General features: G+C 61.1%; 21 protein-coding genes and 2 tRNA genes. 9 read left to right on the top strand and 14 right to left on the bottom strand.

Annotated features, from left to right (window positions below):
* Positions 1-76: 76 nt before the first annotated feature.
* Positions 77-1,771 (top strand): Stk1 family PASTA domain-containing Ser/Thr kinase, encoded by a 1,695-nt coding sequence (gene pknB, locus E3T31_RS07550; protein ID WP_134468188.1) that lies wholly within the window; start codon positions 77-79, stop codon positions 1,769-1,771.
* A gap of 20 nt (positions 1,772-1,791) precedes the next feature.
* Here pknB and E3T31_RS07545 read toward each other — a convergent pair whose 3' ends face one another.
* From E3T31_RS07545 to E3T31_RS07540, 3 genes are read right to left on the bottom strand one after another with little or no spacing between them, the layout of a single operon-like run.
* Positions 1,792-2,430: an aminodeoxychorismate/anthranilate synthase component II gene (locus E3T31_RS07545; RefSeq protein WP_134468187.1), complete on the bottom strand. Its 639-nt coding sequence runs from the start codon at positions 2,428-2,430 to the stop codon at positions 1,792-1,794.
* Positions 2,427-2,588, bottom strand: a complete 162-nt coding sequence (locus tag E3T31_RS17695; RefSeq protein WP_166788417.1) for a hypothetical protein — start codon at positions 2,586-2,588, stop codon at positions 2,427-2,429. Before E3T31_RS17695 ends, E3T31_RS07545 begins: the two co-directional genes overlap by 4 nt.
* A 9-nt stretch (positions 2,589-2,597) precedes the next feature.
* Positions 2,598-3,455, bottom strand: a complete 858-nt coding sequence (locus tag E3T31_RS07540; RefSeq protein WP_134468186.1) for a class E sortase — start codon at positions 3,453-3,455, stop codon at positions 2,598-2,600.
* A gap of 80 nt (positions 3,456-3,535) precedes the next feature.
* Between E3T31_RS07540 and E3T31_RS07535 the strand changes: the two genes are divergently transcribed.
* Positions 3,536-3,781: a cell division protein CrgA gene (locus E3T31_RS07535; RefSeq protein WP_092448026.1), complete on the top strand. Its 246-nt coding sequence runs from the start codon at positions 3,536-3,538 to the stop codon at positions 3,779-3,781.
* Positions 3,782-3,933: 152 nt separating this feature from the next.
* Here E3T31_RS07535 and E3T31_RS07530 read toward each other — a convergent pair whose 3' ends face one another.
* Complete coding sequence (locus tag E3T31_RS07530; RefSeq protein ID WP_370304369.1) at positions 3,934-4,635, bottom strand: rhomboid family intramembrane serine protease; 702 nt, start codon at positions 4,633-4,635, stop codon at positions 3,934-3,936.
* Positions 4,636-4,797: 162 nt separating this feature from the next.
* The gene (locus tag E3T31_RS07525; RefSeq protein ID WP_134468184.1) at positions 4,798-5,337 is read right to left on the bottom strand and encodes a peptidylprolyl isomerase; all 540 of its coding nucleotides are present in this window, start codon (positions 5,335-5,337) and stop codon (positions 4,798-4,800) included.
* A 179-nt stretch (positions 5,338-5,516) separates the two neighbouring features.
* Here E3T31_RS07525 and E3T31_RS07520 point away from each other — a divergent pair, with 179 nt between their 5' ends.
* Complete coding sequence (locus E3T31_RS07520; RefSeq protein ID WP_092448023.1) at positions 5,517-6,044, top strand: hypothetical protein; 528 nt, start codon at positions 5,517-5,519, stop codon at positions 6,042-6,044.
* Positions 6,045-6,222: 178 nt separating this feature from the next.
* Here E3T31_RS07520 and E3T31_RS07515 read toward each other — a convergent pair.
* From E3T31_RS07515 to dnaA, 9 genes are all read right to left on the bottom strand, one after another.
* Positions 6,223-6,295, bottom strand: a tRNA-Ala gene (locus E3T31_RS07515).
* Between the two features lie 51 nt (positions 6,296-6,346).
* Positions 6,347-6,420, bottom strand: a tRNA-Ile gene (locus E3T31_RS07510).
* Between the two features lie 149 nt (positions 6,421-6,569).
* Entirely contained in the window at positions 6,570-6,974 is a 405-nt protein-coding gene (locus E3T31_RS07505) for a DUF3566 domain-containing protein (protein WP_134468183.1), read from the bottom strand.
* Positions 6,967-9,594: a DNA gyrase subunit A gene (gene gyrA / locus E3T31_RS07500; protein ID WP_370304366.1), complete on the bottom strand. Its 2,628-nt coding sequence runs from the start codon at positions 9,592-9,594 to the stop codon at positions 6,967-6,969. The genes E3T31_RS07505 and gyrA overlap by 8 nt, the downstream gene beginning before the upstream one ends.
* A gap of 40 nt (positions 9,595-9,634) precedes the next feature.
* Positions 9,635-11,653: a DNA topoisomerase (ATP-hydrolyzing) subunit B gene (gyrB, locus tag E3T31_RS07495; protein ID WP_134443457.1), complete on the bottom strand. Its 2,019-nt coding sequence runs from the start codon at positions 11,651-11,653 to the stop codon at positions 9,635-9,637.
* A gap of 121 nt (positions 11,654-11,774) precedes the next feature.
* Complete coding sequence (locus E3T31_RS07490) at positions 11,775-12,314, bottom strand: DUF721 domain-containing protein (protein WP_134468181.1); 540 nt, start codon at positions 12,312-12,314, stop codon at positions 11,775-11,777.
* Positions 12,307-13,476 (bottom strand): DNA replication/repair protein RecF, encoded by a 1,170-nt coding sequence (recF, locus tag E3T31_RS07485; RefSeq protein WP_134468180.1) that lies wholly within the window; start codon positions 13,474-13,476, stop codon positions 12,307-12,309. Before recF ends, E3T31_RS07490 begins: the two co-directional genes overlap by 8 nt.
* A gap of 5 nt (positions 13,477-13,481) precedes the next feature.
* Complete coding sequence (gene dnaN / locus E3T31_RS07480) at positions 13,482-14,630, bottom strand: DNA polymerase III subunit beta (RefSeq protein WP_134468179.1); 1,149 nt, start codon at positions 14,628-14,630, stop codon at positions 13,482-13,484.
* A 437-nt stretch (positions 14,631-15,067) separates the two neighbouring features.
* Positions 15,068-16,486, bottom strand: a complete 1,419-nt coding sequence (gene dnaA / locus E3T31_RS07475) for a chromosomal replication initiator protein DnaA (RefSeq protein ID WP_134468178.1) — start codon at positions 16,484-16,486, stop codon at positions 15,068-15,070.
* Between the two features lie 420 nt (positions 16,487-16,906).
* On the opposite strand from dnaA, the gene rpmH reads away from it, so the two are divergent.
* The 6 genes from rpmH to rsmG all read left to right on the top strand — a co-directional run bounded on the left by rpmH (position 16,907) and on the right by rsmG (position 20,103).
* Positions 16,907-17,044 (top strand): 50S ribosomal protein L34, encoded by a 138-nt coding sequence (gene rpmH / locus E3T31_RS07470; RefSeq protein WP_010204566.1) that lies wholly within the window; start codon positions 16,907-16,909, stop codon positions 17,042-17,044.
* A gap of 23 nt (positions 17,045-17,067) precedes the next feature.
* On the top strand, positions 17,068-17,454 hold the full coding sequence (rnpA, locus tag E3T31_RS07465) for a ribonuclease P protein component (RefSeq protein ID WP_134468177.1): 387 nt from the start codon (positions 17,068-17,070) through the stop codon (positions 17,452-17,454).
* Positions 17,451-17,762: a membrane protein insertion efficiency factor YidD gene (gene yidD, locus E3T31_RS07460; RefSeq protein WP_134468176.1), complete on the top strand. Its 312-nt coding sequence runs from the start codon at positions 17,451-17,453 to the stop codon at positions 17,760-17,762. The genes rnpA and yidD overlap by 4 nt, the downstream gene beginning before the upstream one ends.
* A gap of 8 nt (positions 17,763-17,770) precedes the next feature.
* A complete protein-coding gene (gene yidC / locus E3T31_RS07455) occupies positions 17,771-18,754 on the top strand; it encodes a membrane protein insertase YidC (RefSeq protein ID WP_134468175.1) in 984 nt (327 codons plus the stop codon).
* A 164-nt stretch (positions 18,755-18,918) separates the two neighbouring features.
* Positions 18,919-19,395: a R3H domain-containing nucleic acid-binding protein gene (locus E3T31_RS07450; RefSeq protein WP_241977759.1), complete on the top strand. Its 477-nt coding sequence runs from the start codon at positions 18,919-18,921 to the stop codon at positions 19,393-19,395.
* Positions 19,396-19,437: 42 nt separating this feature from the next.
* A complete protein-coding gene (rsmG, locus tag E3T31_RS07445; protein ID WP_241977738.1) occupies positions 19,438-20,103 on the top strand; it encodes a 16S rRNA (guanine(527)-N(7))-methyltransferase RsmG in 666 nt (221 codons plus the stop codon).
* Positions 20,104-20,117: the final 14 nt, after the last annotated feature.

Raw genomic sequence — 20,117 nt, 5'->3', positions numbered from 1 at the left:
TCCCCAATGCCGTGCGGTAAAGTAGCGCTCACTGTGCCTAACCCGGGCATCCGTTTTATTGTGGGGGAGTGCGCTCGTGCCTGACTCTGGCCGTTTGATCGCGGGCCGCTATCGTGTCGGGGCGCTCCTCGGCCGTGGCGGCATGTCCGACGTACATATAGGCACCGATTCCCGGCTCGGTCGCACGGTGGCCATCAAGCTACTCAAGTCGAGCCTGGCCTCCGACCCGGCCTTTCGCACCCGGTTTCGGCAAGAGGCCCAGGCCGCAGCTCGCATGGCCCACCCGACCATCGTGCGGGTGTTCGATGCCGGCGAGGAGACCGTCACCGACGATGCCGGGCACGATTCCCAGGTTCCGTTCATCGTCATGGAACACGTCGATGGTCGGCTGCTCAAGGACATCATTCGTGAGGGCCCGATCGAGGCGACCGAGGCCGTACGCATCATCGATGGGGTCCTGACCGCGCTGGAATACTCGCATCGCGCCGGTGTGGTGCACCGCGACATCAAGCCCGGCAACATCATGATCACCAAGTCCGGACAGGTCAAGGTGATGGATTTCGGCATCGCCCGTGCCATCTCCGACTCGGCCACGACCGTCGCGCAGACCACGGCCATCCTCGGTACCGCCGCCTATTTCTCGCCGGAGCAGGCCAAGGGTGAGTCCGTCGATGCGCGCACCGATCTGTATTCCACGGGCGTGGTGCTGTTCGAGATGCTCACCGGGCGGCCGCCGTTCCGCGGTGACACGCCCGTGGCCGTCGCCTACCAACACGTCAGCGAACTGCCGGCGAAACCCTCAGCGCTCAATCCCAAGGTGTCGCCGGCCCTGGACTCGGTCGTGCTGCACGCCATGGCCAAGGACCGATTCGCCCGCTATCAAAGCGCCGTCGAGTTTCGCAATGATGTCGAGACCGCCGGATCCGGCCAGATTCCCGTTCACCGGGCCGGCGACGAGGTTGGTGCCGGCCTGTTCGGGGCTGCGCCCACGGCGATCACCGGTTCGGCGCTGGCCCTCAAACAGTTGTCCGAAGACCAGACTATGGTGCGCACCCAGCGTCGCCCCCCGGTGATCTGGGTCTGGGCCGGAATCGTCTGCGTCGTGGTCATCGTCGTCGCAGTCATGATCTGGGTGGCCAATCTGCAGCCTTCGGTGGAACTGCCCGACAGTTCGCGCCAGATTCCCGCACTCACCGGGCAAACCTATGACGACGCCCAAAATACTCTCCTCGACCTCGACCTCGCGGCCACGCGTGCCGAAGAGTCGAGCACGACAGTGCCGGCCGACCAGGTTATTCGCACGGATCCTCCGGCCGATACCATCGTCAATCCCTCCGACGTGATCAAGGTCTTCGTCTCTACCGGTCCGGTGCCCGTCGCGGTTCCCGATGTCACCAATCAGCCCATAACGGATGCCCAGGCCGCGATCGAAGCACTCGGTTTCGTTTCCGGGTCGGTCACCACCGAGAACTCCCCGACCGTGGCGGCCGATATCGTTCTGCGCACCGATCCGCCCGCGGCGTCCTCCGAATTCGCCGGCGATACCATCAACTACATCGTGTCGAGTGGCCTGGTCACCCTCGGAGACCTCACCGGCCAGTCTCTGGTCGCCGCGATCGATCTGGTCAGCGCCGACGGACTCACGCCGAGTTCCAAGCCTGATTACACCTGTGACCAGGAGTCCGGCTCCCCGATCAGAGCCCAGTCACTGGCCCCCGGAGACGTCCCCCAGCGCTCCGAGATCGAGCTGACCTACTGCGCCCGCTCCTAGCCGAACAGCCCAGCGCGAAGTCAGCTCAGGCGCAACAGCGGGTGCAGGCCCTTCGCGATCTCCTGGGCAGACGACAGGCCGGTCAGGGCGAGCCAGTTGCCCAACATCCGGTAGCCGCCCTCGGTCAGGACCGACTCCGGGTGAAACTGCACGCCCAAAATAGGAGCGGTTAGGTGCCGCAATCCCATGATGACCCCGCCCTGCGTGCGCGACGTGACGATCAGGTCACTCGGCACGGTCGACGCAACGACGGCGAGGGAATGGTAGCGCGTTGCCGTGAACGGTTGCGGCACACCCTCATAGAAATCGCTGCCGTCGTGCGTGATGAGCGAGGTTTTGCCATGCATGAGTTCTTCAGCATTGGTCACCGTGGCCCCGAAGGCCTCGGCGATGGCCTGATGGCCGAGGCAGACGCCGAACAGGGGCAGGTTGGCCGCCAGCGCGGCCTCGACGACGGCGATGGACACACCGGCGTCTGAGGGCTTCCCGGGGCCCGGCGAAACGAGCACGCCGTCGTAGTCGGCAATCCGAGCGGCCGCATCGGTCTGCTCGAAGGAATCGTTGCGCACAACGTCGGTGTCCGCGCCGAGCTCCATCAGATACCCGTTGAGGGTATAGACGAAGCTGTCATAATTATCGATAACCAGAATTCGGGTCATGGGCCGTCTACCGTCGCTTCCTCGCTGCTCAGAATTCCATCGATCCACGGATACACCCAGGTGGCCAGCACGGCCAGTACAGCCACCAGCAGAATCAGGACCAAAATGATGCGCACCCAGATCGGTCCGGGTAGAACACGCCACAGTGCTGCGTACATAAGAGTCTCCTAGCCCTGAGCGGCGATGATCGGTGCGAGCTCGGCGGGAGCGCCGGCCGAAAGTGGCTGCCACGATTCAAGCACCCCGTAGGCGATGATACGTTCTGCGGTGGAGTACAGCGGATTGCAACTGGTGAGCGTGATGATGCGGTCGACCGGGGTTCCGTCCGGAAAGTTGGGAACGGATGCCAGTACCTGCACCTGCGACGGTGCCACGTACTCGGTATCGCGGTACCGGTAGGTGTAATAGCCGTCGGCCGTCTGCACGTAGATGGCGTCGCCGAGTTGCAGCTCGTTGATCAGGTGCATGCCACCGCCGAAGGCGCTGCGGTGCGCGGCAATCGCGAAGTTTCCAACTTCGCCGGGCATCTGAGTGCCAGCGTAATGTCCGATGCCCAAACGGTTGCTGTTCAAGACGTCATGGCCGGTGCCTTCGGCAATGCTGCGGTGGTAGTCGGCACCGAAACGCGGCACATACAAAACCGCGAAGGCCGTGGCATTGCCGGGTGCAGCGGCAACGACGGGCTCGCCGTAGTCCACCGCTACGCGGGCTGCGTCCGGTTCCGCCAGATCAGACGTCGCTTCGGGGAGCGTCGTCGACGTGTCCTGGGCGATCCAGTTCTGGCTGATTTCACTCGCAGCCGAGGACTGCGAATTGGCCATGATCATGTCATTCCACCACAGCTGCCAGCCCAGAAACAGCAGCACGAGTGCACTGGCCGTGATCAGCAGTTCACCGAGCACGCCCAGGAGTGTGACCTTGGCGGACGGGGCTGTACTTGAGCGGTGCCGACGTTTGGTGCCAGCGCCGGGCGACTCCGACCCATCGGGCACCGGCGCGGTGCGATCGTCTGCCTGTGGACACATACTACGAGTCTACTGACCAGAGTTGTGCGCGGCCCCCGCGTCAAAGCCACGAAAACAGGCGGAGACGCTAGGATCGCAGCATGGCACGTAAGAATTCTCGCACCAAGCCCGCCCGCACCGAAGTTGCCCGCTCGAACGAGGACGCGCCCAACGCCGTCTGGTTCAAGCCGGTCATGTTCGGCTTTATGCTGCTCGGCCTGGCCTGGATCATCGTGTTTTACGTCAGTGGCAGCCAGCTTCCCATCGCGGGTCTCGGCGCCATGAACATTCTGGTCGGCTTCGGAATCGCATTTATCGGCTTTCTGATGACCACGCGCTGGCGCTAGTTCGGCCGCACCGCCGAGTCACAAACCGCCCGCGCAACGGTCATTGAGTGGATGCTGACCGGCTGCCGGAATCCAGCAGTGCGGGTAATGACACCGGTGTAATTATCCCCATGTGGATAGACCTGTGGATAACTTCCCGGTGCACCGGGTGGTCAGTTGATCGGGGCGAGCAGGCTCACAATTTTGAGGACTCCGATCACCACGAGGAGAGCGGCGACGCCCGCGATCAAGACGATCTGCAGCCCCTTTTGTGCCGGCCGCCGGGTACGCATGAGAACGAACCCGATGAGTGCGCCCCCGATTATGCCGCCGAAGTGAGCCTGCCAGGCGATCCCCGGAATGAAGCTCACGACCACGTTGATGCCGAGCAGAACCAGCAGCTGCTTCGAATTTCCGCCAAGACTGCGCTGAATGACCAGGAAGGCACCCATGAGCCCGAACAGGGCCCCTGATGCCCCGACGACGTAGGTGTAGGGAGCAGCCAGCACCAGAACACCGATCGACCCGGCGAAACCGCTGATCAGATACAGCGCCAGGAAGCGACCACGGCCGAGCATCCCCTCGAGCATCGGACCGAAGATCCAGAGCACGTACATGTTGAGCAGCACGTGAAACGGCAGGCCACCTTGCGAGTGCAGAAAAACACTGGTCAGCATGCGCCACGGCTCAATGAGGGTGAGGGCTGGCGCGTAGGCGAATCGTTGGGTGATCCCGAGACCGGGAATCCATTGCAGGATGAAGACGAAGACGGTGATCGCGATGAGCGCGTAGGTCACCGTGGGCTGACCGCTCCCGGTCAGCCGGGTGAGCACGGCGGGTTTGATGCGGGGTGCGTTCTTGCGCTGCAGTTTCATGCATTCGGGGCAGATAACGCCCACGGCAGCCTGGGTCTGGCACTCGGCGCAGACGGTGCGCCCGCAGCGCTGACACAGAATGAAGCTCTGCCGCCCCGGATGGCGGTAGCAAAAATTCGCCGCCGAGGCCGGCAGATCACTCATATTGGTCTGAAATACGGGTTAGACGGATTCGACGGAGACGCTCTGGATGATGACGTCTTCCAGCGGGCGGTCGCGACCGTCGGTGGCGACGGTCGCGAGCTTCGCGACGATTGCGCGGCTGTCCTCGTCTTCAACGGCACCGAAGATGGTGTGCTTGCCCTGCAGCCAGGTGGTCGGCACGACGGTGATGAAGAACTGCGAGCCGTTGGTTCCTTGACCACCCTGGATTCCCGCGTTCGCCATGGCGAGCACGTAGGGCTGGGTGAAGTCGAGGTCGGGGCTGATTTCATCGTCGAACTGGTAGCCGGGACCGCCGGTGCCCTGGCCGAGCGGGTCGCCGGCCTGGATCATGAAGTCCTTGATAATGCGGTGAAAAACGGTGCCGTCGTAAAGCGGCGTGGTGGAGGCGACGCCCGTGGCGGGGTGCTTCCACTCGATCTCGCCGGTCGCGAGGCCGACGAAGTTCTTGACCGTCTTCGGCGCGTGATTGCCGAAGAGATTGACCTTGATCGGTCCGAGTGTGGTGTTCAGGGTGGCGACAGCGGTGTGCTTAGACATACACCGATTCTTGCACAGCAACCGTCGCCCACCCTGCTCGACCCCCTGTGCTTCCGGTGCGTTCCCAGTGCATTCGCTGGCAAGACATCGATTGCGCGCCAAGGTTTCAGTGGCAAGATGGGCACTCAGTGGCAAGATAGACACACATTCGCCACACACGACATCGATGGAGGGTCCAGATGAGCCTGTCACGCAAGCGCCGCAAGGAACTCACTCGGCTGCGCAAAAGCGCAGACGAACTATGGAGCCACCAACAAGAGGTATTGGAGCGCGCTAACGTGCTTGCTCGCCAGGCCGGTCACCAGGCCGGCGTCCTCGCCCGCGAAGAAGTTGCTCCGCGCGTTCGCGAGAGCTACGACCACTACGTTCGCCCGGGCGTGAACGCCACCCAGGAAGCCGCCGACGGCGTTCGACGCCGCGTGGTGAACGATGTCCTTCCCGGCATCGGTACCGCCATCGGCACGGTCTTGTCGGTCGGCGACGTCGCGCGCGACGCCCGCGTGCGGGCCGCGCTGGGCCGTATCCGCTTACAGAAGCCCGTCGTGGTCGAACCTAAGGGCGTGGGGGCGGGAACTTACTTCGCCCTCGGTCTGGCCGTCGTCGCCGCTGCAGGCGTCGCCTACGCCGTCTGGCAGACGTTCCGCGCCGACGACGAGCTCTGGGTCGCCGATGACGAGGCTGAACCGGCCACGTCGCAGGAAGACTAGCGCCGCAGCACCACCCGCTTGCAAGGCCCGCATCCAGTGGATGCGGGCCCTGCCGCGTTAACGGCCGTAGCGGCCCGCAATGACCGCCGCGACGCCGTCTAAGCGGATGCCCAGCCCTGGTACGGAAAAATCCCCGGAAGTACAAGAAAAGGCCCGTCCGAAGACGAGCCTTGAATTGTGGAGCCACGGGGAATCGAACCCCGGACCTCCTGCTTGCAAAGCAGGCGCTCTACCAATTGAGCTATGGCCCCGCTTTCTCACCCCGTTTATAGCGAGTGAGAACTTATGAATCTGGTGCTGCGTGGGGATACCGGGATTTGAACCTGGGACCTCTTCATTATCAGTGAAGCGCTCTAACCAACTGAGCTATATCCCCCTGTTGGGCAGATTGAAGACTATCGGAATCTGGCCGGAACCTGAAATCGAGTCACGCCGCGGTGCGGCGGATTTACCCAAATTCGAGTGTGAGGGCTGTTTCCGCGGAGAAACAGCCCTCGATCGTGCCTACAAAGCCTTGACTGCGGCTTAGTTGTTGGTGAAGCCGACGAGCAAACCGCCGGTAATTTTGACGCTCAGGTTGTACAGAACGGCATAGATGGCGCCGAGCGCGGTGATCACGACCAGGTTCAGCACGGCCACAACGACCGCGAAGCCCATAACGTTGCCGATCGAGAGAATGGCCGTCAGGTCGGCCGATTCTCCCGCCACGGTGGCGTACAGCTCGTCGACACTGGTCAGCACCTCGGTCTGCACGAGCACGGTGTAGGTGAGGAAGGTAGCGACGATGGTGACGATCGCCAGGCACACCGCCACCAGGAACGACAGTTTCACGCTCGACCAGAAGTCGACGTAGACCAGTTTGAGTCGAACCTGCTTGCTTGTGGTCTTACGAGTGGACTTCTTGGCGAGCTTTTCGGCGACGCTACTCATTCGGTGTCTCTACTTTCCCTGAATCCGCGTGAGGAACAGCGCCGTCTGCAGCACTGCTGTCGACCGCACCAGCTGGTGCGTCGACATCCGTCACATCTTCTTCGTCGGTGGTTTCATCCGTGGCGACCAGATTACGTTCAATGTTTTTCGCGATGGAAATGATTCTGTCTTCATTCGCAAACTTTGCGAAAACAACACCCATTGTGTCCCGGCCCTTGGCCGGAACCTCGGCGACGTCAGAGCGTACCACCTTGCCACTGGCAAGTACCACAAGGACCTCGTCCTCGGGATTGACGATCAACGAGCCGACCAGATCGCCGCGATCGTCGTTGAGTTTGGCCACCTTAATGCCCAGACCACCACGATTCTGCAGCCGATACTGGTCTGCCGCGGTGCGCTTGGCGTAGCCACCCTCGGTGACTACGAAGACGTAGCCGTCATCATTGATGACGGATGCGTCCAGCAGCGTATCCTCACCGCGGAAGTGCATTCCGATCACGCCGGACGTGCTGCGGCCCATCGGGCGCAGCGCTTCGTCGGTGGCGGTGAAGCGAATCGACATGCCCTTGCGGGATACCAGCAGCAGGTCGGAATCATCTTCGACCAGCAGGGCAGAGACGAGTTCGTCGCCCTCACGCAGCTTGATCGCGATGATGCCGCCAGTGCGATTAGTGTCGTATTCACTAAGCGCGGTCTTCTTGATCAGTCCATCGCGGGTGGCGAGGGTCAGATATTGGGCAACCCCGTAGTCACGAATGTCGAGAATCTGTGCGATTTCCTCGCCCGGCTGCAGCGCGAGCAGGTTGGCAACGTGCTGGCCCTTGGCATCGCGACCGGATTCCTGCGCCTCGTACGCCTTGGCCCGGTAGACCCGACCGGTGTTGGTGAAGAACAACAACCAGTGGTGTGTCGTGGTCACGAAGAAGTGTTCGACCACGTCGTCGGCGCGCAGCTGGGCGCCCTTGACGCCCTTGCCACCTCGGTGCTGGTTGCGGTAGTTGTCGCTCCGGGTGCGCTTGATGTAGCCGCCGCGGGTGACGGTGACCACCATCTCCTCTTCGGGGATGAGATCCTCGATCGACATGTCGCCGTCGAAACCGAACATGATTTCGGTGCGGCGGTCGTCACCGAACTTCGCGGTGATCTCGGCGAGTTCTTCGCTGATGATCGTGCGCTGACGCTCGGGGCTGGCCAAGATCGACTTGAATTCGGCGATCTGCACTTCGAGTTCGGCGGCCTGGTCGATGATCTTCTGGCGCTCGAGAGCTGCCAGGCGGCGCAACTGCATGGTGAGAATCGCGTCGGCCTGAAGCTTGTCCACGTCGAGCAGAGCCATCAGGCCTTCGCGAGCGTCGTCGACCGTGTTCGACCGACGAATGAGCGCGATAACCTCATCGAGAGCGTCCAGCGCCTTGAGATAGCCGCGCAGAATGTGGGCATCCGCTTCGGCCTTGTTCAAGCGGAATTGGGTGCGCCGAACGATAACCTCGATCTGGTGCGCGACCCAGGCCGAGATGAAACCGTCGAGGGCGAGCGTGCGCGGCACGCCGTCGACGATGGCCAGCATATTGGCGCCGAAATTCTCCTGCAGCTGAGTGTGCTTGTAAAGGTTGTTCAGCACAACCTTCGCGACGGCGTCGCGCTTGAGCACGATGACGAGGCGCTGGCCGGTGCGACCAGACGTCTCATCGCGAATGTCCGCGATGCCGGCTACTTTGGCGTCCTTGACCAGATCGGCGATCTTGATCGCGAGGTTGTCGGGGTTCACCTGGTAGGGCAGCTCGGTAATTACGAGGCAGGTGCGACCCTGCAACTCTTCGATGCTGACCACGGCACGCATCGTGATCGAACCACGCCCGGTGCGGTAGGCGTCCTGAATACCCTTGGTGCCCAGAATTTGAGCGCCGGTAGGAAAATCAGGTCCCTTGATGCGCGAAATCAGCGCTTCGAGCAGCTCGTCGCGGGTGGCGTCGGGGTTCTCAAGGTACCACTGGGCGCCGGCGGCGACCTCGCGCAGGTTGTGCGGCGGAATGTTGGTGGCCATACCGACGGCGATTCCGACCGAGCCGTTGACCAGCAGGTTCGGAAAGCGGGCCGGCAGCACGGTCGGCTCGAGCGTGCGGCCATCGTAGTTGTCCTGAAAATCGACGGTGTCTTCGTCGATGTCGCGCACCATTTCGAGGGCGAGCGGCGCCATCTTGGTTTCGGTGTACCGCGGGGCTGCTGCGCCGTCATTGCCGGGGGAACCGAAGTTTCCCTGGCCCAGGGCGAGCGGATACCGCAGACTCCACGGCTGAACCAGACGCACGAGCGCGTCGTAGATCGACGAGTCACCGTGCGGGTGGAACTGTCCCATCACGTCACCGACGACGCGGGCGCACTTGGAGAACGCCTTGTCCGGGCGGTAGCCGCCGTCGAACATGGCGTAGATCACGCGACGGTGCACCGGCTTCATACCGTCGCGCACGTCAGGCAGCGCACGCCCGACGATGACGCTCATCGCGTAGTCGAGGTAGGAGCGCTGCATTTCCAGCTGCAGGTCGACCTGGTCGATCTTGCCGTGCTGCACGAGGTGGGCCGCCGCCGCAGCCGCGTTCGCTGCACTCAGTTCAGGGGTCACTGCTTCGGGCGTATTCGAGTCGGAGTTGCCCGTGGTGTCATCAGATGTCAAGGAAACGCACGTCCTTCGCGTTTTTCTGGATGAAGTTGCGTCGGGATTCGACGTCTTCACCCATCAGGGTGGAGAAGATTTCGTCGGCGGATGCCGCGTCATCCAGGGTGACCTGCAGCAGGGTGCGAGATTCGGGGGCCATCGTGGTTTCCCACAGTTCCTTGTAGTCCATCTCGCCGAGGCCCTTGTAGCGCTGAATGCCGTTGTCTTTCGGGATCCGCTTGCCCGAGGCCGCGCCATCGGCAAGGAGGGCGTCACGCTCGGCATCGGAGTACACGTATTCGTGCGGCGAGTTGGTCCACTTGAGCCGGTACAGCGGCGGCTGGGCCAGATAGACGTAGCCGAGGTCGATCAGCGGACGCATGTATCGGAACAGCAGTGTCAGCAGCAGGGTCGTGATGTGCTGGCCGTCGACATCGGCGTCGGCCATTAACACGATCTTGTGGTACCGAACCTTGTCTGGGTTGAATTCTTCGCCCATCCCAGCACCGAAGGCCGTGATCATGGCCTGAACCTCTGCATTACCGAGGGCACGGTCGAGGCGAGCCTTTTCGACGTTGAGGATCTTGCCGCGCAACGGCAAGATCGCCTGGAACTCCGGGTTGCGCCCCTGCACGGCGGAGCCGCCGGCCGAATCGCCCTCGACGATGAAGATCTCGGACAAGGAGGGGTCCTTGCTCTGGCAATCCTTGAGCTTGCCCGGCATGCCGCCGCCCTCGAGCAGTCCCTTGCGACGGGCGGTTTCCCGAGCTTTGCGGGCCGCCATACGAGCGTTCGATGCCTGCAAGGACTTACGAATAATTTCGCGGGCCGGGTTCGGGTTGCGGTTGAACCAGTCGGTGAGCTGATCGTTGGCGACCTTTTGTACGAACGACTTCGCCTCGGTGTTGCCGAGTTTGGTCTTGGTCTGGCCTTCGAACTGCGGTTCGGCGAGCTTGATCGACACGACCGCGGTCAGTCCTTCACGCACGTCATCGCCGGTGAGGTTGTCATCCTTTTCTTTCAGGATGCCCTTTTCGCGGGCGTACTTGTTCACGAGTGTGGTCAGCGCGGCGCGGAAACCCTCTTCGTGGGTGCCGCCCTCGTGGGTGTTGATCGTATTCGCGTAGGTGTGCACGCTCTCGGTATAGGCCGTGGTCCACTGCATGGCCACTTCCAGCGCCATCTTGCGTTCGTGGTCTTCCCACTCGAACGAGATGATCTCTTCGTTGACGAGGTCAGCCTTTTTGGCACGGTTGAGGTACTCGACGTAGTCGACGAGTCCCTGATCGTACTTGAAGGTGTTACTGACAACCGTGCCGTCGTCAGTGCGGTGGGCTTCACGCTCGTCGGTGAGGGTGAGACGCAGGCCCTTGTTCAAAAAACCCATCTGCTGAAAACGAGCGCGCAGCGTTTCGTAATCGAAATCGATCGTCTCGAAGGTCTCAGCGCTCGGCCAGAAGGTAATGGTGGTGCCGGTTTCGTCGTTCGCTTCGCCCTGTTCCAGGGGAGCGTTGGGGACACCGTTGGCGAAACTCTGGCGCCAAATGAATCCCTGGCGACGAACCTCGACCTCGAGGCGGCTCGACAGGGCGTTCACCACGGAGCTGCCGACACCGTGCAGTCCACCGGAAACGGAATACCCGCCGCCGCCGAACTTTCCACCGGCGTGCAGCACCGTCAGGACGACCTCAACGGTCGAACGGCCCTCTGCCTTGTGAATGTCGACGGGGATTCCGCGACCGTTGTCTTCGACGCGAATGGCGCCGTCGGCCAGAATGCGAATATCAATCGTGTCGCAGTGCCCCGCCAGGGCTTCGTCGACGGAGTTGTCAACGATCTCATAGACCAGGTGGTGCAGTCCGCGCGGTCCGGTGGATCCGATATACATACCGGGTCGCTTTCGAACGGCTTCCAGGCCCTCGAGGACCTGAATATCGTCTGCACCGTATTCGTGCTCCGGCTCCCGCTCCGCCACTATTGGGGATATATCTGGGGACGTGCGTTCGGGCGTCGGTTCAACTGTCATCTGAAAATAGGCTCCTGACCATCGCACGGGCGACCATTCAGTCTACCAAATGAGGCGAGAACAACCGGCCATAATCGCCGTTTGACGCCTTTTGTTCAAGGGGGTGACCTTATTTGCTGGATCACCCGTAGGTATCGCGTGGACCACGCCCTGGAATTGATCTGGGACCCTTTTTCCAGGATGGGGCGTTGGGCCCCTGGAAACGAATCGATTGGATGCCGGCATCTGGGTAGCGGGTCGCGATGTGTTCCATGATGACGTTCCGCATCAGACGTAGCTGTGTCGCCCAGGCAGTCGACTCGCAGTGCACCGTGAGTACGCCGTCATCGATGCCCGCCGGGGTGGAATGGTTGGCGGTTTCTTCACCGGCCAGCAGCATCCAGGAAGCAAGCAGTTCCGATTGAGCCAGTGGTGAATTCCAGCCGAGTTGCATGGTGAGCGAGTTGATGGTGTCGCCGAGGCCACGCGGATCGCGTCCAATTCCAAAGGGCACACTCGAGCCGGCGGCCGGGGCGATGCGCTTGCGTCCGCGGGTGCGACGTGCGTTCGGATCGCCGAAGATACTCTTGAATCGTAGGTAAACCTGGCTGGCTTCACTGGCATTGGATTCCAGTGAATCACTGCTCTCGGGTGTTTCACGTGGAACATTCTGGTCAGCCATCGATGACCGCGCCGGCGTGAATGTGGATGGTGTGCGCCACCAGCGCCTGGGGAACGTCTTCCAGTACGGCGGCCGTGATCAGAACCTGCTCAAAAGACCCGATCGCCGCGGCCAGTCGGGCTCGGCGGTCCAAATCCAGCTCTGCGAATACGTCGTCGAGAATCAGCACTGGATCCCCGCTCGCTGAATCCTGGCGTAATAGCTGAGCGGATGCCAATTTCAGCGACAGCGCGAACGACCACGATTCCCCATGACTCGCGTAGCCCTTGGCCGGCAGCTCGTTGAGCATGAAGACGAGGTCGTCCCGGTGCGGGCCAGCGAGGGTAATACCGCGTTCAAGTTCGCGTTTGCGCAGTCCCACCATGGCGGTACGAAAGATCTCAGTGGTGGAGGACTCCACCGAACCCGGTCCGGCCGCCGAGCCGATGCCGCCGAGCGCAGCCCCATCGACGTCTTCATCGGCGCCGAGAATGCTCAAACTTGCCACCAAGGCAGGCCCATGGTCTTCATTCACAACGGCCCGATAGGCCGCGCGCAAAGGATCCCCGAGCAGATGCACGAGTTTGGCCCGCTCGTCGATAATTTCTGAGCCGAACTCGACGAGTCGTTCGTCCCAGATATCGAGGGTGGACAGCTGATTTCCGCGTATACCGGAAGAGCGCGCCGACTTGAGTAGGGTATTGCGCTGCTTGAGCACGCGGTCGTAATCGCTGAGAACCGCGGCCAGCCTCGGGGTCCGTAGCACCAAAAGTTGATCGAGAAACTTACGCCGACCAGAGGGATCACCGCGCACGAGCGCGAGGTCCTCCGGGGCGAACACCACACTGGAGAAATAGCGGGGCAGGTCACGGGTCTTGATCACCGAGCGATTGACCTGCGCTCGATTCTGTCCGGTGCGGTTGAGCTGTACCTCGGCCAAGATGTCACGACCGTTGTACTCGAGTCGCGCCCGAATGATTCCGGCGTCCTGCCCGGCCCGAATCATGGCTTTATCGGTCGAGACCCGATGCGAGCCGAGCGTACTGAGAAAACCGAGGGCTTCGACCAGGTTCGTTTTTCCCTGGCCATTGCGTCCGACGATGAGGTTAGGCCCGGCGTTGAATGAAACCTCGGCCGTCGCGTAGTTGCGAAAGTCGGTGAGCGAAAGGTGGGTGACCCGCACCGTCGTTAGCGCAGCAGCAGGTTGGGCTGGAGCAGATACTTGTAGCTGTCCGCTCCGGCCTGCTCGCGCGACGTCTGGCTGGTAATCAGAACGGGACCGGGCTTATTCGGGTTTTCCGTCTTCGTGAATGAGATGCGCACGAATTCCGAGTGCACTGCGCTGAGTCCGTCGAGGAGGAACTGCGGCTTGAGCGACACGATCGTCTCGGTACCGGAGAGAATCGCGTCGATGGTCTCCGAGGCCTGGGCCTGTTCGGAACCGACCGCTTCCAGGGTGAGCCCGTCAGCGGCGAAGGTGAAACGCAGGGCTGCTTCGCGCTCAAGCACGAGCTGCACGCGGCGCGTTGCCTCGATCAGGTCGGCTGTGTTCATGACCGCGTAGTTGTCGACCGTTTCGGGGAACAACCGACGCACCGGAGGAAAATTGCCCTTGATCAGCAGTGACGTGACGGTTTTCTTGTTGGCGGTGAAGGCGATGAGTTCGCGGTCGTCACTGTTGGTGATCGACACCGAAATGGTTCCGCTGTGGCCGAAGGTCTTGCCGACTTCCTGCAGGGTTCGAGCCGGCACCAGGGCCGTAATCGTTCCCTCGGTGGTGTTGCTTCCGTGGTCCCAGTCGATTTCGCGAACGGCCACACGGTAACGGTCGGTGGCAACGAGGCTCAGGCTGTTTTCGGTTATTTCCAGCTGCACGCCGGTGATGACGGGCGTGACATCATCACGGGATGCGGCGACGGCGACCTGGGCTACTGCGGCCGCAAATTCTTCGGCGGGCACGAGACCAGACTGGGTGTTCACCTGCGGAATGCTGGGATATTCCTCAACCGGCATAGACAGCAGGGTGAAGCTCGCCGAACCACAACTGACCTTGATCCGGGAATTTTCCGTGGAAAAACGTACTGGCGCGTTGGGCAGGCGGCTCGCGATCTCGGCCAGAAGACGTCCGGAGACGAGTATTTTGCCGGTTTCTTCGACTTCGGCGATGATCTCGGTCTGGGCGGAGACTTCGTAGTCGAAGGAGGAGAGGATCAGGCCCGTCGCCGTGGCTTCGATGAGCACACCGCTGAGGATTGGCAGGGTCGTTCGCTGGGGTAGAAGTTTTACGGCGAACGAAACTGCTTCGCTGAAGACATCCCGATTTGCCTGAAATCTCACGATGTCATTCCTTAGCGTTGCGAAAGCGGATGGGTGGGCCTCAATGCTAGCTGGCTTCACCGTCTGGTTCGGTACCGGGCCCGATCGGTGGCTTCGGCAGTCAAGGTTGTCGGCTAAATCTGGTTAAAGAATTTTTGTTAATCTTCTTAACCGTTGTGGAAACTGTAGATAACTCTGTGAAAACGGCTCAGGCACTGAGAACTACACGTTTGTAACTTGTGGGCGACCTGTGGAAGTTTGTCATTCGTTTGCGTAAGCGCAACTCTTGGTAATTACAAGTTTCTACAGGGAAGCCCCGAGTTTCTACAGGCGACGACCGGTTGTGTGAGTTAATTCCACAGGGTTATCCACAGGTGTGAAAACTAAAAAAATTCGGCCCCTCCGGGTCAAACTCAGCTGAGCTTGCCGTGAGGGGCCGAAAATTTTACCGTTGGCGCTTACTTGTACCGGTGATCCTGCTTGATGCGGTTGGTTAGTTCAGTGACCTGATTGTAAATCGACCGTCGCTCCTTCATGAGCTCACTGATCTTCTTATTGGCATACATCACTGTCGTATGGTCCCGATTGCCGAACAGCTGCCCAATCTTGGGCAGCGACAGGTTCGTGAGCTCACGACACAGGTACATGGCGATTTGGCGGGCCGTGGCGATGGCCTGCGAGCGACTCGAACCGTACAGGTCATCGACCGAGAGCTTGAAGTAATTAGCAGTGTTGGTGATGATGTCGACCGGAGCAATGACGTTGTCTTCGTCCAGGGTGATGAGGTCCTTCAACACCGTTTGAACAAGGTCCATGTCGACCGGAGTCTTGTTCAGACTCGCGAAGGCGGTGACCCGAATGAGTGTTCCCTCCAGTTCGCGAATGTTGGACGATACCTTCGACGCCATGAACTCGAGAATGTCGTGGGGCACCTGCAGCTTCTCGCTCTGCGCCTTTTTGCGCAGAATGGCGATGCGGGTCTCGAGGTCGGGAGCCTGGACATCCGTTATCAAACCCCACTCGAAGCGGCTGCGCATTCGGTCTTCAAAACCGGTGAGGTGTTTCGGCGGCAGGTCACTCGTGATGACCACCTGCTTGTTGTGGTCGTGCAGGGTGTTGAAAGTATGGAAGAAGGCTTCCTGGGTCTCCGCCTTGTTCTGCAGAAATTGGATGTCGTCAATCATCAGAATGTCGATATTGCGGTACCGAGCTTGAAAAGCCGAGCCACGGTTGTTGGCGATGGAGTTGATGAAATCGTTGGTGAACTCTTCGGAACTGACATAACGTACCCGGATGCCCGGATACAGGCTCATAGCGTAATGACCGATCGCGTGCAAAAGGTGGGTCTTGCCCAGCCCGGACGATCCGTAGATGAAGAGCGGGTTGTAGGCCTTGGCCGGGGCTTCGGCCACGGCAACAGCGGCCGCGTGAGCGAAGCGGTTGGATTGCCCGATGACGAAGTTGTCAAAACTGTATTTGGGGTTGAGTCGCGTCTCGTGCGGCCCCGCGGGGGCGGCACCCTCGAACACCGATTGCGGCGGTGCCGGTGTAATGACGTCGGGCGGGGTCATTGTCTGCTGAACCGGGCGCAACGACTCCTGCTCGAGTTCGGGATTCACGACGACGTAGAAGGTGGACACCGCGGTAGCCTCGTCGAGCTGACCCATTGCGGTGAGCAGGGGAACCCGCATCCGCTGATTGAGCATGCTGGCCGTGAACTCGTTGGGCACCTCAAGATAAAAGGTGCCAGCGGCGATACCTTTCGGCTCGACCAGACTGAGAAAGCCGTAGAGCATGGGCGTAATCGTGGCGTCGGACTCCAGGGTGGTCAGAACGGACCGCCAGGTTTCGGCTATCGGCGCTTCAACGTCTGCCATGGTTCCTACAATCTGTGTGGTTCGGGATATCTCTGTTCAACTGTGACGACCGGCGCGCCTTCGTTCGGGTGGTACCGGTGCGTTCGTCAGGACTGGATCAAAGTTATCCACCGCTTGTGTATAAAACCGGCCGAATTCTCAGGTTTAGGGCACAAGCCTGTGGATAACTTGACTTTACGGTAGTCAATCCCGGTCGTGGAGGCTAATTTTACTGTTCCTGCGCCCGACCGTTCGGTTTCTGCGTTGGAGTCATTATTGTGGAGAATCACTCGATTCGGGCGCTGAGTTTGACCAGACGTTACCGAGGCCGTAGTTTTAATCAGTTGACCCCATCCCGCGGGCTTCCAACTTCTGTGCGCGCCGCTGTTCTGGCCGAAGAGAAATTGGCCAGCGGTGATTCAAATACGTGGAGATTGAACTATGAGCAAGAGAACCTTCCAGCCGAACAACCGCCGTCGTGCCAAGGTGCACGGCTTCCGCCTGCGCATGCGCACCCGTGCGGGCCGCGCCATCCTCGGTGCTCGCCGTCGCAAGGGTCGCACCGAACTCTCCGCGTAAGTTCTCGTGGTCGCCAGGTTCTCGTGCTTGCTCACGTAAATCGCATCACGAGCGGCAGTGATTACCAGGGCGTCGTTCGGCGCGGTGTGCGGATCGTTGGTGCGCACACCGTTTTGTACATACGCAAAAGTGACGGTCGGCCCGGATCCGCTCAAACGGATAGTGTCGACCCGGTTCGCTTCGGATTCATCGTCGCTAAGAATGTGGGTGACGCCGTGAGGCGCAATCTCGTTCGCCGCCGCCTCAAGGCGGTCACGTTCGAGCTGCTCCCCGCGGTGACGCCGGGAACGGATATCGTCATCCGGGCTTTGCCGACGGCGCGCGATGCGGCGTGGCAGACGCTGTACGACGAGGTTCAACGTTCCCTGTCTCGCCCCCTCCCGATGCGAAAAGGCAACCCGGGCCGATGAACCCCGTACTCGCGACGATTATTCTGCTCCCGCGCAATGTGGGCGTGCTAATTCTTCGCGTGTATCGGGGCGTGATTTCTCCCCTCTACGGGGATGTGTGCCGGTTTTACCCGTCTTGCTCGGCCTACGCACTGGGGGCCGTTCAGGAACACGGACTAGCGTGGGGAAGCGTCCTCGCTGCACGGAGACTGAGCCACTGTCATCCGTGGTCTGAAGGCGGCATCGATGATGTACCTCTCAAAAGCACGCGTCGCTTTCGTTTGACGTCGTTCGGTTTTGTCGTTGCACCCAGCCACGGAAAGGGCTAACCCACAGTATGGACCTCATAGGTACGATCCTCTGGCCTCTGAAATGGGTGGTCGAGCTGCTGCTCGTAGCCTTCCACTGGCTGTTTTCCCAGATCGGAATCGCGGGACTGGGCTACGACGACGGTCTCACGTGGGTGCTGTCCATCGTCGGCCTCGTTCTGGTTGTGCGTGCCGCCCTCATTCCCATCTTCGTGCGGCAGATCAAGAGCCAGCGCAAGATGCTCGAGGTCGCCCCACAACTTAAGAAGATTCAGGACAAGTACAAGGGCAAGAAGGACCAGTTCTCCCGTGAGGCAATGTCCCGCGAGACCATGGCGATGTACAAGAAGACGGGTACCAACCCGCTGAGCTCCTGCCTGCCGCTGTTGCTGCAGATGCCAATCTTCTTCGCACTGTTCTCGGTGCTCAACGACGCCCAGCGCGCCAACGCCGGCGTCGGACCGCTCAATCAGAGCCTCGCCGAGAGCTTCGGCAATGCCACCCTCTTTGGGAATGCACCCCTGCACGACACCTTCGCCTCCCAGTGGTCGCTGTGGACTGCGGGTGACCCCTTCAACGGCACCGTCATGATCATCGCGGCCACCATGGTCGTGCTGATGACAGCGTCGCAGTTCATCACCCAGCTGCAGATCGTCTCCAAGAACATGTCGCCGGAAACCAAGGCGAGCCCCATGTTCAAGCAGCAGCGCATCATGCTCTACCTGCTCCCCCTGGTCTTCGCCTTTTCCGGTGTCGCGTTCCCGCTCGGCGTCATGTTCTACTGGCTCACCTCCAACTTCTGGACCATGATTCAGCAGTTCCTGGTGATCCGAAACATGCCGACGCCCGGCAGTGAGGCCGCCAAGGCTCGCGAAGAGCGCATGGCCCGCAAGGGCAAGCTCATCGCGACCGATGGTGACATCATTGTGGTTGACGAGCCCGCCAAGCCGGTACAGCGTCAGCAGCCGGTCGGCAAGGCCCGCGCTAAGAAGCAAACCGGCCCGAAAAAGTAGTGGAGATCACCGTGACGGAAAAGATCGACCTCACCGAGGTCAACAACGCTGAGGCCGATATCACTGCGGCCGCTGCTGTCGAAGGCGACAGCGCGGCGTTCCCCAGTGGTATTGCTGCAACGGATCCGTTCCCCGACGTTCCAGAAACGGGTTCCGTCGCGAGCATCGAGGCTCCCCTCACGACCGATCAACTCGAACGTGAGGGCGACATCGCTGCGGACTATATCGAGGAATTCCTTGATATCTGCGACCTCGATGGAGACATCGACATTGATGCTCGGAATGGTCGGGCCTATCTCTCGGTCAAGGCGTCCGACGCGGACAACCTGCGGGTGTTGTCCAAGCCAGAAACAGTCAATGCGCTGCAGGAGCTGACCCGCCTCGCGGTGCAGAACAAGACGGGATCATTTTCCCGTCTCATTCTCGACATCGGCGGATCACGTGAGGCTCGTGAAGCTGAGCTGGCGGCGCTCGTTGTCCGTGCCATTGCCCGCATCGAAGCCGGCGGGACCGAGGCCGACCTGCCTGCCATGTCCTCTTACGAGCGCAAACTCGTGCACGACATCGTGTCGGCGAGCGGATACCGATCCGAGTCGTCTGGCGAGGGCCGCGATCGCCATACCGTCATTACTGCAGCGTAGTTTCCGGCCGTTATGTCGGAGTCAGCCACACCGGGACCGCGCGTGCCCGAATCCCGCACACCGGGGACTGCCGAGCCTGAGCTCGTTGAACTCGAGAAGGAACCGGCGGAGGCTGCGAAATTGTTCGGAGCCCAACTCGCTCTGATCCGAGCTTTTACGGGTAATTTGGCTGATCAGGGGGAAATACTGGGCTTGATCGGCCCGCTGGAACTCCCCCGGTTGTGGTCGCGTCACATTCTTAATTGCGCCATCGTAGCGCCCCTGCTGCGCCCCGGCGTCGTGGGCGACGTGGGCTCCGGCTCCGGCCTCCCCGGCCTCGTTCTAGCCATCGCTCGCCCCGACGTGAACTTCGTTCTGATCGAACCGATGGAACGGCGAGTCGCCTGGCTGAACGACCAGGTGGCGGTGCTCGGCTTGAAGAATGTCACTGTGGTGCGGGCGCGTGCGGAGGAAGCGCGCCTGAAGCATCCGCTTGATCAGGTCACGGCACGAGCCGTGAGTGCTTTCGGTAAGCTGATCCCACTGACCGCTCCCCTGGTGCGCTCTGGCGGGGAGCTCATCCTCATGAAGGGCGAGGGCGCCCAGCGCGAAATTGAGGCCGCAGCGAAGGCCATTCGCAAGTACGGCCTGCGCGATGTCGAGGTCATTACCCTCGGTGCTGGCGTGCTGCCGGAGGTAACCCGGGTCATCCGGGCTACAGTGGACTAGTCCCGAATGCCTCA

The sequence above is a fragment of the Cryobacterium sp. TMS1-13-1 genome (assembly GCF_004403125.1).
Taxonomy (GTDB): Bacteria; Actinomycetota; Actinomycetes; order Actinomycetales; family Microbacteriaceae; genus Cryobacterium; species Cryobacterium levicorallinum.
This window is presented reverse-complemented; position numbering and strand designations above follow the sequence as displayed.

Excerpts from the sequence above, each read along its gene's own strand:
- E3T31_RS07545 (WP_134468187.1), bottom strand. The coding sequence starts at position 2,430 with ATGACCCGAATTCTGGTTATCGATAATTATGACAGCTTCGTCTATACC.
- E3T31_RS17695 (WP_166788417.1), bottom strand. The coding sequence starts at position 2,588 with ATGTACGCAGCACTGTGGCGTGTTCTACCCGGACCGATCTGGGTGCGC.
- E3T31_RS07540 (WP_134468186.1), bottom strand. The coding sequence starts at position 3,455 with ATGTGTCCACAGGCAGACGATCGCACCGCGCCGGTGCCCGATGGGTCG.
- E3T31_RS07535 (WP_092448026.1), top strand. The coding sequence starts at position 3,536 with ATGGCACGTAAGAATTCTCGCACCAAGCCCGCCCGCACCGAAGTTGCC.
- E3T31_RS07530 (WP_370304369.1), bottom strand. The coding sequence starts at position 4,635 with ATGAAACTGCAGCGCAAGAACGCACCCCGCATCAAACCCGCCGTGCTC.
- E3T31_RS07525 (WP_134468184.1), bottom strand. The coding sequence starts at position 5,337 with ATGTCTAAGCACACCGCTGTCGCCACCCTGAACACCACACTCGGACCG.
- E3T31_RS07520 (WP_092448023.1), top strand. The coding sequence starts at position 5,517 with ATGAGCCTGTCACGCAAGCGCCGCAAGGAACTCACTCGGCTGCGCAAA.
- E3T31_RS07505 (WP_134468183.1), bottom strand. The coding sequence starts at position 6,974 with ATGAGTAGCGTCGCCGAAAAGCTCGCCAAGAAGTCCACTCGTAAGACC.
- gyrB (WP_134443457.1), bottom strand. The coding sequence starts at position 11,653 with ATGACAGTTGAACCGACGCCCGAACGCACGTCCCCAGATATATCCCCA.
- E3T31_RS07490 (WP_134468181.1), bottom strand. The coding sequence starts at position 12,314 with ATGGCTGACCAGAATGTTCCACGTGAAACACCCGAGAGCAGTGATTCA.
- dnaA (WP_134468178.1), bottom strand. The coding sequence starts at position 16,486 with ATGGCAGACGTTGAAGCGCCGATAGCCGAAACCTGGCGGTCCGTTCTG.
- rpmH (WP_010204566.1), top strand. The coding sequence starts at position 16,907 with ATGAGCAAGAGAACCTTCCAGCCGAACAACCGCCGTCGTGCCAAGGTG.
- yidD (WP_134468176.1), top strand. The coding sequence starts at position 17,451 with ATGAACCCCGTACTCGCGACGATTATTCTGCTCCCGCGCAATGTGGGC.
- yidC (WP_134468175.1), top strand. The coding sequence starts at position 17,771 with ATGGACCTCATAGGTACGATCCTCTGGCCTCTGAAATGGGTGGTCGAG.